The organism is Picosynechococcus sp. PCC 11901 (assembly GCF_005577135.1).
GTDB lineage: Bacteria > Cyanobacteriota > Cyanobacteriia > Cyanobacteriales > MRBY01 > MRBY01.
This window is the reverse complement of sequence record NZ_CP040360.1, coordinates 2,124,964-2,136,566: the sequence shown is the minus strand read 5'-3', so window position 1 is coordinate 2,136,566 and position 11,603 is coordinate 2,124,964. Positions and strand designations below refer to the sequence as shown.

At 51.0% G+C, this 11,603-nt stretch carries 9 protein-coding genes; 7 read left to right on the top strand and 2 right to left on the bottom strand.

The features are described 5' to 3' along the window. Positions 1–7 precede the first annotated feature (7 nt). Both FEK30_RS11265 and ppc read left to right on the top strand, forming a co-directional pair. Positions 8–196 carry a hypothetical protein gene (locus FEK30_RS11265; protein WP_255447861.1) on the top strand — a complete coding sequence of 63 codons (189 nt, stop codon included), beginning with the start codon at positions 8–10 and terminating at the stop codon, positions 194–196. Positions 197–342: 146 nt separating this feature from the next. Next, entirely contained in the window at positions 343–3,330 is a 2,988-nt protein-coding gene (gene ppc, locus FEK30_RS11260; protein ID WP_138073231.1) for a phosphoenolpyruvate carboxylase, read from the top strand. A 79-nt stretch (positions 3,331–3,409) separates the two neighbouring features. Here ppc and FEK30_RS11255 read toward each other — a convergent pair whose 3' ends face one another. Next, complete coding sequence (locus FEK30_RS11255; RefSeq protein ID WP_012307027.1) at positions 3,410–3,646, bottom strand: NifU family protein; 237 nt, start codon at positions 3,644–3,646, stop codon at positions 3,410–3,412. Positions 3,647–3,820: 174 nt separating this feature from the next. Between FEK30_RS11255 and FEK30_RS11250 the strand changes: the two genes are divergently transcribed. From FEK30_RS11250 to FEK30_RS11235, 4 genes are all read left to right on the top strand, one after another. Next, complete coding sequence (locus FEK30_RS11250) at positions 3,821–4,561, top strand: HEAT repeat domain-containing protein (RefSeq protein WP_099239252.1); 741 nt, start codon at positions 3,821–3,823, stop codon at positions 4,559–4,561. 34 nt (positions 4,562–4,595) lie between these two features. Beyond that, complete coding sequence (locus FEK30_RS11245) at positions 4,596–5,225, top strand: flavin prenyltransferase UbiX (RefSeq protein ID WP_138073230.1); 630 nt, start codon at positions 4,596–4,598, stop codon at positions 5,223–5,225. A gap of 171 nt (positions 5,226–5,396) precedes the next feature. Further along, complete coding sequence (locus FEK30_RS11240; protein ID WP_255448022.1) at positions 5,397–6,521, top strand: PQQ-dependent sugar dehydrogenase; 1,125 nt, start codon at positions 5,397–5,399, stop codon at positions 6,519–6,521. Between the two features lie 53 nt (positions 6,522–6,574). After that, entirely contained in the window at positions 6,575–9,223 is a 2,649-nt protein-coding gene (locus tag FEK30_RS11235) for a DNA polymerase III subunit alpha (protein ID WP_138073228.1), read from the top strand. On the opposite strand, the gene FEK30_RS11230 is transcribed toward FEK30_RS11235, so the two are convergent. Further along, complete coding sequence (locus FEK30_RS11230) at positions 9,210–10,172, bottom strand: putative bifunctional lysylphosphatidylglycerol flippase/synthetase (RefSeq protein WP_138073227.1); 963 nt, start codon at positions 10,170–10,172, stop codon at positions 9,210–9,212. The genes FEK30_RS11235 and FEK30_RS11230 overlap by 14 nt on opposite strands. Positions 10,173–10,312: 140 nt before the next feature. Between FEK30_RS11230 and purD the strand changes: the two genes are divergently transcribed. Then, complete coding sequence (purD, locus tag FEK30_RS11225) at positions 10,313–11,578, top strand: phosphoribosylamine--glycine ligase (protein ID WP_030007214.1); 1,266 nt, start codon at positions 10,313–10,315, stop codon at positions 11,576–11,578. The last annotated feature ends 25 nt before the right edge of the window (positions 11,579–11,603 follow it).

The following is an 11,603-nucleotide window of genomic DNA, read 5'->3' as shown; positions in this document are numbered from 1 at the left end:
TAGCCCGATGAAAGTTCAGTTACCTGTGCCCTCTAATCTCCTGGTTGGGCTATTCGCCCCAGCCTATTTATTGACCCACTGTTGGGGTGAAGATTTTGCCCAGACCTTAACACAGGCGGGGGTTTGGAGTGAAGAAATTTTCCGGGGCGATCGCCTACCATCTTTACCCTTTCCCGATGTTGAGACGTCCGATTAGCCCGCACCGCCACCGCCACCCCCCAAAGGCGATCGCCCGTTCCGTGTTCCACTGCACTACCCCGATCGAACCTTAACCCTTACAATCATCAAGATCTTCTTTCACAGCAGACAGCCCATTTTCCTAGCCCCAAACGTCTAAGTACCATGAACCAAGTCATGCATCCCCCCAGTGCCGAAGCTGAACTTTTGTCCACTTCCCAATCTCTCCTCCGGCAACGCCTCACGCTGGTTGAAGACATTTGGCAGGCGGTGTTGCAGAAAGAATGTGGTCAAAAACTCGTCGAACGGCTCAATCATCTCCGGGCAACCCGAACCGCCGATGGCCAAAGCCTCAATTTTTCCCCCAGTAGTATTTCGGAGCTGATCGAAACCCTAGATCTAGAAGATGCGATCCGGGCAGCGCGGGCCTTTGCCCTCTATTTCCAGCTGATCAATAGCGTCGAGCAACATTACGAACAGCGCGAACAACAACAATTTCGTCGTAATCTAGCTTCTGCCAATGCCAACGAAGCCAACGGTAACAGCGTCCACACAGAAATTGCCCCCACCCAAGCCGGCACCTTTGATTGGTTGTTTCCCCATCTCAAGCACCAAAATATGCCGCCCCAGACAATTCAGCGTCTTCTCAATCAGTTGGATATTCGACTGGTATTTACGGCCCACCCCACGGAGATTGTCCGCCACACGATTCGCAATAAACAGCGGCGGATTGCGGGGATCCTACGGCAACTGGATCAAACAGAAGAAGGGCTGAAAAGCTTGGGGACGAGCGATTCTTGGGAAATTGAAAATATTCAGCAGCAACTTACCGAAGAAATTCGGCTCTGGTGGCGCACCGATGAGCTGCACCAATTTAAACCCCAGGTGTTGGACGAGGTGGATTATGCGTTGCATTATTTTGAGGAAGTTCTGTTTGACACCCTGCCAGAATTATCGGTACGGCTCCAACAGGCCCTAAAAGCGTCTTTCCCGACGCTTAAAGTACCGACCACCAATTTTTGTAATTTTGGCTCTTGGGTCGGGGGCGATCGCGATGGCAACCCTTCTGTTACCCCTGATGTCACCTGGAAGACAGCTTGCTATCAACGGGGTTTGGTGCTGGAACGCTACATCGCCTCGGTGGAATCCCTCTCGGATGTGTTGAGCTTATCGTTGCACTGGAGTAATGTGCTGCCGGATCTGCTGGATTCGTTGGAGCAGGATCAAAATATTTTCCCCGACATCTACGAAACCCTGGCCATTCGCTACCGCCAAGAACCCTACCGCCTCAAGTTGGCCTACATCAAGCGGCGCTTGGAAAATACCTTGGAGCGCAACCGCCGTCTAGCGAATATGCCCGCCTGGGAAAACAAAGTAGAAGCGGCCGATGACAAGGTTTATATCTGTGGCCAGGAGTTTCTCGCTGACCTAAAACTGATCCGCGAAAGCCTGGTACAGACGGAAATCAACTGTGCGGCCCTGGATAAACTCATTTGCCAAGTCGAAATTTTTAGCTTTGTGCTCACTCGCCTTGATTTTCGCCAAGAATCAACGCGCCACTCCGATGCGATCGCCGAAATTGTTGACTACCTGGGGGTATTGCCCAAATCCTACAACGACCTGAGCGACGAAGAAAAAACCGCTTGGCTAGTGCAGGAACTTAAAACCCGCCGTCCCTTGATTCCGAAGGAAATGCACTTTTCGGAAAGAACCGTCGAGACGATCCAAACGCTCCAGGTGCTACGTCGTCTCCAGCAGGAATTTGGCATCGGCATTTGCCAGACCTACATCATCAGCATGACCAACGAAGTCAGTGATGTCTTAGAGGTGCTGCTCTTGGCCCAGGAAGCGGGTTTGTATGATCCCCTCACAGGGATGACCACCATCCGCATTGCCCCCCTCTTTGAGACGGTGGACGACCTGCGTAACGCCCCGGAAATCATGCAGGCGTTGTTTGAAATTCCCCTCTATCGCGCTTGTTTGGCTGGTGGCTATGAACCCCCCGCCGATGGCCGCTGTGATGAAACCTTTGGCGATCGCCTGGTGCCGAATCTCCAGGAAATTATGCTCGGCTATTCCGACAGCAACAAAGATTCCGGCTTCCTGAGTAGTAATTGGGAAATCCACAAAGCCCAGAAAAATCTCCAACAAGTGGCCGATCCCTACGGCATTGACCTCCGTATTTTCCATGGTCGCGGTGGTTCCGTTGGTCGGGGCGGCGGCCCTGCCTACGCCGCAATTTTAGCCCAACCGCCGAACACCATTAATGGCCGGATTAAAATCACCGAGCAGGGGGAAGTGCTGGCGTCTAAATATTCCCTCCCAGATTTGGCTCTGTATCACCTCGAAAGCGTCTCTACGGCGGTGATTCAATCGAGTTTGTTGGCCAGTGGCTTTGATGATATTCAGCCCTGGAACCGGATTATGGAAGACCTCTCCCAGCGATCGCGGGCGGCTTACCGGGCGTTAATTTACGAAGAACCCGACTTCCTCGACTTTTTCATGTCCGTGACGCCAATTCCAGAAATTAGCCAACTGCAAATCAGTTCCCGTCCGGCCCGCCGCAAAAAAGGCAATAAAGATTTGAGCAGTCTCCGGGCGATTCCCTGGGTCTTTAGCTGGACCCAAAGCCGTTTCCTCGTGCCCGCTTGGTATGGTGTGGGTACGGCGCTCCAGGGCTTTTTTGAGGAGGACCCCGTCGAGAACCTCAAGTTAATGCGCTATTTCTACAGTAAATGGCCCTTTTTCCGGATGGTGATCTCGAAGGTAGAAATGACCCTTTCCAAGGTGGACTTACAAATGGCGAGCCACTATGTCCACGAACTGGCGGAAAAAGAAGATATTCCCCGGTTTGAAAAGCTTCTAGAGCAGATTTCCCAGGAATACAACCTCACGAAGCGGCTAATCCTCGAAATTACTGAAAATGAAGCCCTCCTCGATGGCGATCGCCCCCTCCAGCGTTCTGTCCAATTGAGAAATGGCACCATTGTCCCCCTCGGTTTCCTGCAAGTCTCGCTCCTCAAACGGCTACGTCAATACACCAGGGAAACCCAAGCCAGTATCGTTCACTTCCGCTACAGCAAAGAAGAACTCCTGCGGGGCGCCCTTTTAACCATCAATGGCATCGCCGCCGGAATGCGGAATACGGGTTGATCTCAAACAGATCCGTCAGGTACCAAAAAGGGGTTTACTGTGGTAAACCCCTTCAGCTTTAGAGAAAGTGAAAAGCGATTTAGAAAACCTGTTCTACTTCTGCAATTTCCGGAATATTTTCCCGTAAACGCCGTTCGATGCCCATCCGTAGGGTCATGGTTGAACTGGGGCAAGACCCACAAGCGCCCTGGAGACGCAGTTTAACCACGGGGCCATCAATCTCTACCAACTCAACGTTGCCGCCGTCGGCTTTGAGGTAAGGACGTAATTCATCAAGGGTTGCTTCGACGTTTTCGGTCGTGAGTGCTAATGCCATAATTCTTTTGGTGAACGAAGGGATCGCCTTCTATTATAAAGTTTCCGTTTTATTCCTTTGCAAAGAAAATGCTCTCCAGTAGACTTTGAGGCGATAATGTTGGCGATCTCGGAGAGATCCGCTACCCACCCAACAGTTGCCCCTAGAACAACAACGGTAGTAGGGTAATTAATTATGCCAAGTCCAAACGACCTTAACCTAATTGACGAAACCTTGGGTGAACAGCCGCTTCAGGAAGGCACCCCAGACGGAGCAATGGCGGCAGAATCGATGCTCCAGATGCTTACTGCTGCCGATAAAAACCAACGCATGATCGCTGCCCGCTATTTTTGTGACCACCGGGATGCGCGCGCAGTAAATCCCCTCATTGAACTGCTCCAGGGAGATGTTTGTCCCCTCACCCGTGTCAGTGCTGCCTATGCCCTTGGTCGTAACGCCTCAGAAACAGCGGTACCGGCTCTCATCGATGTGCTTGCACAAGACTGGAATGGCTATGTACGCAAAGGGGTTGTTTGGGCCTTGGGGAATTGTGGCGATCGCCGCTCCGTTGATCCATTAGTCCATGCCCTCCAAAATGATATTTCGGCTGTCCGTTTATGGGCTGCCAGCAGCCTCGCCCAGGTGGCTAAACTCCAGTACGAAGACATTTCCCGGGCAATTCCGCCCCTGATCCGGGGGTTGCGCCGCGATAAAATGGCCGCCGTCCGCAGTAACTGCGCTTGGTCGTTGGGGCAACTTTGTCGCGAAATGCCCTCCAATGTGATCTATGCCACCGCCGTTGATGCCCTCATTGAAGCCCTTGTCGAAGATGAAGATGTCGGCGTGAAAGAAGATGCCCGGGCCGCCCTGCTACGCATTGGCGATCCCAATGGCCTGCAAATGATCGAAGCGTTAGAATTTGAAGGTTTGATTTAAAAAAACTTTACAAACCTTACAGTCAAAATTTTCTATGGATCGACCCCTCACGGTAGGTATCAGTGGTGCATCGGGGCTTATCTATGCGGTGCGGACGCTCAAATATTTGCTTGAAGCCAACTTGACGGTGGATGTCGTCGCCTCAAAAGCATCCTTTATGGTGTGGCAAGCCGAAAATGGCATTACTATGCCCGCTGATCCCGATCACCAAGCTAAGTTTTGGCGTGACCAGGCAGGGGTTCCCAAAAAAGGCATTTTGCGCTGTCACCGCTGGGGTGATGTAGGAGCAGGCATTGCCAGTGGTTCCTACCGCACCAAAGGAATGCTAGTGATTCCCTGCAGTATGAGCACAGTTGCAAAAATTGCCAATGGCCTCAGTTCTGATCTCCTTGAACGGGCGGCAGATGTCTCTATTAAAGAAGGTCGTAAAGTGGTCATTGTCCCCAGGGAAACACCTTTTAGTTTGATTCACTTGCGGAATTTGACCCAACTGGCTGAGGTGGGCGTAAAAATTGTCCCAGCGATTCCGGCTTGGTATCACCAACCACAAACGATTCATGATCTGGTAGATTTTGTCGTCGCTAGGGCCTTGGATCAGTTTGAGATTGACTGTGTTCCCCTCAAGCGTTGGAAGGAAGAGGCCGCCAGCCAAAAATCAGAGTGATGATCTACCCTAGGGATATTTCTCGCGGAGTATCTATTACCCATGAACACTCGACTTAAGCTGCTACTGACGGCCCTATGGTGGAGTGCCTTGCCTCTGGTGGGTTGTTCGTCCCAATCCGTGTCGATGCCCGATGAAACTTCACCTCTAGCCGAAGCAACGCCGACGCTCATGAGTCCCCAGGCGGAGGATTTAGCGGTGGATGCCGTGACAGTGACGCCAATTGTTGAAGGTTTGGAACGTCCCTGGGGGGTTGCGTGGTTACCCAATGGGGATATGTTGATCACAGAGCGGCCGGGACGGTTGCGCCTGGTGCGGGATGGGGTGTTAGAACCAGAGGCGATCGCCGGGGTTGCAAAAGTCTCCGCCGCTGAAGCCCAACAACTGTTTGCTTCGAGGCAGGGGGGATTGTTAGATATTGCCCTTCATCCAGACTTTGAACAAAACAATTGGGTTTACTTTACCTATGCCTTTGGCACCCAGGATGCAAACCGCACAAGGGTCGCCCGGGCCAAATTTGACGGGGAAAAATTGACGGATTGGGAAGTGATTTTTCAGGTGGCGCGCACTAAACAAGGGGGACAGCATTTCGGTTCTCGGCTGACTTGGCTCCCGGATCAAACCTTACTGATTTCTATCGGTGATGGTGGAAATCCGCCCCTAGAGCAGGATGGCGAGTTTATCCGCAACCAGGCCCAAAACCTCGATAGCCATCTGGGGAAGGTGGTTCGCATTAACGATGATGGCTCAATTCCTGACGATAATCCCTTTGTAGATGAGCCGGGTGCTTTACCGGAAATTTGGAGCTACGGCCACCGCAATATTCAGGGACTGGCCTTTGACCCAATGACTCAACGGGTTTGGGCGACGGAACATGGCTCTAGGGGCGGTGATGAAGTGAATGTAATCCAGGCAGAAGCCAATTACGGTTGGCCCAAGGTTTCCTTTAGTGCGGAATATGCGACGGGGCGACCCGTGGCTCCCGCAACGACAGCCCCAGGAATTACGGATCCCCAGCGGGTTTGGACACCTTCGATCGCCCCTTCTGGGTTAGCGATTTATACAGGCGATCGCCTTTTAGATTGGCAAGGGAATTTATTTGCAGGGGGGCTGGTTTCCCGGGATATTCGCCGCTTAGAAGTTGACGAACGGGGAAATGTGATCGCCGAGTCGCGGATTCCCATTGGCCAACGGGTGCGGGATGTGCGCCAAGGCCCCGACGGTTACCTCTATGTTTTGACGGATGCAAATTCGGGACAACTATTGCGTCTAGCCCCGCAAGGTGAAGATTCATAGAAAAACTCCCGTAAGATAGGAGGTGCATTATTCATTTTGAGTCGCCTCCTCCCATGTCTTTTGTCGGTCTCCACATCCACAGTGATTACAGTTTGCTCGATGGCGCTTCCCAGATTAAACCCCTCATTAAACGGGCTGAAGAACTGAAAATGCCGGCGATCGCCTTAACGGATCATGGGGTGATGTACGGGGCGATTGAACTGCTCAAAACCTGTCGCAATAAGCGGATCAAGCCGATCATTGGCAACGAAATGTACGTGATCAACGGCGACATCGAAGACAAAACCCAACGCTTTAAGAAGTACCATCAGGTCGTTCTGGCGAAAAATACCCAGGGCTACAAAAATCTGGTGAAACTGACCACCATTTCGCACCTCAAGGGCTTTCAAGGTAAAGGGATTTTCGCCCGCCCCTGCATTAACAAAGAACTCATTGAGCAACACCACGAAGGGCTGATTATGACCAGTGCCTGTCTCGGTGGGGAAGTGCCCCAATGTATCCTCAAGGGCGAATATCAACGGGCGCGGGAAGTGGCGAAGTGGTACAAAAATATTTTTGGCGATGACTATTACCTCGAAATCCAAGACCATGGCTCCCAGGAAGACCGCATCGTCAATGTGGAGATCGTCAAAATTGCCCAGGAACTCGACATTAAAATCATCGCCACCAACGACTCCCACTTCATTTCTTGCTACGACGTGGAAGCCCACGATGCCCTCCTATGTATCCAGACCGCAAAATTAATCACCGAAGATAAGCGCCTCCGCTACAGCGGCACCGAATATCTCAAATCCGCCGATGAGATGCGTAAACTCTTTCGGGATCACCTCGACCCAGGGATTATTGACCAGGCGATCGCCAATACCCTCGAAGTTGCCGCCAAGGTCGAACCTTACAAAATCCTAGGGGAACCCCGCATTCCCGATTACCCCGTCCCCGAGGGACACACCGCTGACAGTTACCTCGAGGCAGTCACCTGGGACGGACTCCTCAAACGACTCAAATGCAAAACCCAGGCCGAAGTCGATCCCACCTACAAAGAACGCCTCGAATACGAACTGCAAATGATGCAGCAGATGGGATTTTCCACGTACTTCCTCGTGGTATGGGATTACGTGAAATATGCCAGGGACAATGATATTCCCGTCGGGCCAGGGCGGGGTTCTGCGGCTGGTTCCCTCGTGGCCTACTCCCTCGGCATTACGAATATCGACCCAATTCACCACAGTCTGCTGTTCGAGCGGTTCCTCAACCCCGAACGAAAATCCATGCCGGACGTTGATACGGATTTTTGTATCGAGCGGCGGGACGAAATGATCAAATATGTCACCGAAAAATATGGTGAAGACCGGGTCGCACAAATTATTACTTTTAACCGCATGACCTCCAAAGCCGTGCTCAAAGATGTGGCACGGGTGCTGGATATTTCCTACGGAGAAGCGGACATGATGGCAAAAATGATCCCCGTGGCCCGGGGCAAACCGGCAAAGCTGAAGGTGATGATCTCCGACGATACGCCAGAACCAGAGTTTAAACGTCGCTACGAAACCGATCCCCAGGTGCGCCGCTGGGTCGATATGGCGATCCGCATCGAGGGCACGAACAAAACCTTTGGCGTCCATGCCGCCGGGGTGGTGATTTCTTCAACGCCCCTAGATGAAGCGGTACCACTCCAGCGTAACAATGAAGGGGCGGTGATCACCCAATATTACATGGAAGATGTGGAGGCAATGGGGCTGCTGAAAATGGATTTTCTCGGCCTAAAAAATCTCACTACCATCAAAAAAGCGGCGGATTTGATCAAGGAATATCGCCACGTAGAACTGGATCTCGATCAGTTGCCCCTCGATGAACGCAAGGCCCTAGAAATTATTAGTAAAGGCCATGCGAAAAAGTTACCGGGTGATATTGATAAAACCCATGATCTGTTTGGTCGGGGGGATCTAGAGGGGATTTTCCAGCTAGAATCCGACGGCATGAAAAAAATTGTCCAGGATTTGCGCCCTTCTGGCATTGAGGACATTTCCTCTGTTCTTGCCCTTTACCGACCTGGCCCCTTGGATGCGGGCTTAATTCCGATTTTTATTAACCGCAAACACGGCGTCGAAAAAATCGAATATCAACACGAGCTTTTGCAGTCAATTTTGAATGAAACCTATGGGGTGTTGGTTTACCAAGAACAAATTATGAAAATGGCCCAGGATTTGGCAGGCTATTCCCTCGGGGAAGCGGATCTGCTGCGGCGGGCGATGGGGAAAAAGAAAATTGACGAAATGAAAAAACACGAGGCCAAGTTCGTGGAGGGGGCGGCGACCAATGGGGTTTCGGAGGCGATCGCCAGGGATTTGTTCGACCAGATGGTGAAATTTGCGGAATATTGCCTCGCCGGGGACACACCTGTTGTTACGGTGGAATATGGGGTACTGCCAATCCAGACCATTGTGGAACAGGAATTGCTCTGCCATGTGTACAGTGTTGATGCCCAGGGCTTGATCTATACCCAACCTATCGAGCAGTGGCACCAACGGGGCGATCGCCTTTTGTATGAATATGAACTGGAAAATGGCCAAATGATTCGGGCGACCCCAGACCATAAATTCCTTACCACCACGGGAGAACTACTACCCATTGACGAGATTTTTACCCAAAATTTAGACCTAGCTGCCTGGGCAGTACCAGATTCCCTACCTAGAACTGCTTAGGTTTACGGGTTTGGCGATATTCAAACAATAGTAAAGCAGCAACGGCGATCGCAAAGGGCAATAAATAGTACAGACCCCGAAAAACAATTAAGGTGGCTAAAATGACCTCCTCTGGCTGGGTGTCTTGCAAGAAAAAGAGAATCACCGTCTCGAAAATCCCCAAACCACCGGGAATTGTACTCACTAAGCCGGCGACCATCGCTAGTACATAAACTCCGAAAAAAACAGGATAATTGAAGGGTGGCGCTAACAGAGAATGCAGTGCTAGAGCGGCAAATCCCCAATCCAAACTAAATACAAGAACCTGCTGAAGAGAAAGTTTTAATGAAGGAAATTTAAACTGATAATTACGCCACTGCAATGGCTTTTTAAATACCCAAGAACCCAGCACATATAAAGCACTAATTCCTAAACAAAGAATCCCAAATCCCTGTAATGATTTTGCAAAAAAAGGCAATTGAATCCCCGTTGGTAGGGGAAACTTAAAAATCGTAAAAATAATGCCACTAATGGGCAATAACCCGACCCACAAACTTAAATTGGTAAAGGCAATAACCTGAGCAATTTCTAAATGGGACACTTGCCACTGACGATAGAGGCGATAGCGCAACATACTCCCCGACAGAAACGCAAAACCCACGTTTGGACTAATGGCATAGGTGATCAACCCTGTAAAGGCGATTTTATAGGTATCTAAAGTTTTTTGGAGATATCGAAATGCCAAAAGATCATAATTGGCGATCGCCCCATAACTACACACCACAAAAAAGCTTGCTAGTCCTAACTGAGCTCCAGAAAGGTGATTCAAATTTTCCCAGACAAGGGGCCAATCAATACGTCGAAATTCCTGCCAAATCACCCCCACTGCCACCGCACAAATGACGAGACTTATGCCCGATAAAAAATGCTTTTTAAAAAATCTTTGACGGTCACTTTTATGATCTATCACTGGGCTAACCCAAAAATATTTTGCCAAAGTTCATTTTGTCTGCCCTCACCATTGCCAGAACTTTACCATAGCCTCCAATGGGGGAATCTCTTCCGATAGAATAAAAGATTGATCAATTAACAAAGGTTGAATTAGTAACAATGAATGTACTCGTGGTGGGTAACGGCGGCAGAGAGCATGCGATCGCCTGGAAACTGCTCCAATCTCCCAACGTCCAGAAAGTCGTTTGTACCCCCGGTAATGGCGGCACCGCTCTGTTAGAAAATTGCCAAAATCTACCTATTGCCGTGGATGACTTTGCGGGGATTGCCCAAGCCTGCTCTGACCACGACATTGCCTTTGTTGCCGTCGGCCCAGAAGTCCCCCTTTCCCTCGGCCTCGCTGATTTTCTCTCAGAACGCAAGATTTCCGTATTCGGCCCGAAAAAAGATGGCGCAATCATTGAAGCCAGTAAAGCTTGGGCCAAGGACTTAATGAACGAAGCAGGGGTTCCCACCGCCGCCGCTGGCACTTTTAACAATCCCCAAGCCGCAAAGGACTACATCAAAACCCAAGGCGCCCCCATCGTTGTCAAAGCCGATAGTCTCGCTGCTGGAAAAGGGGTGATCGTCGCGGAAACCTTAGAAGAAGCCTTAAACGCCGTTGATCGCCTCTGGGCCGAAGGGTACAAAACCTTGGTCGTCGAAGAATTTCTCGTGGGTCAGGAAGTCTCTGTCCTCGCCCTCACCGATGGGAAGACGATCCGCCCCTTGCTGCCCTCCCAAGACCACAAACAAATTGGCGAAGGAGATACCGGGGAAAATACCGGGGGCATGGGGGTTTACGCCCCAACGCCCATCGCCACCACCGAAATCATGGCCCAAGTCCAAACCGATGTTCTGGAGGCCACTCTCAAAACTTTACAAAATCGCGGCATTGATTACCGGGGGATTCTCTACGCAGGTCTCATGGTTGCACCAGATGGCGAGGTTAAGGTGCTGGAATTTAACTGTCGCTTTGGCGATCCAGAAACCCAGGCGGTTTTACCCCTCCTCGAAACACCCCTCGATGAGATTATGCTCGCCTGCATTAATCAAACCCTGGCTGAACTGCCTCCTTTGCAGTGGTATGACGGTAGTGCAGTTTGCGTCGTGGCGGCGGCGGCAGGCTATCCCGGTGCCTATGAAAAGGGCAAGATTATCACAGGTATCCAAGCAGCTGAAGCTCTAGGTGCGACAGTTTTCCATGCAGGGACTAAATTAGAAGGAGATACCCTCGTCACCAATGGGGGTCGTGTCCTTGGCATTGTTTGCCGTGGTCACAGTTTTGAGCAGGCGATCGCCAACGTATACCAGGCCGTTCCCAAGGTTCAGTTCCCAGGAATGTACTATCGTCGCGACATTGGCCATCGCCTCAAAAAAGCGTAACTTGCAACAAAACGTTACATTGTAT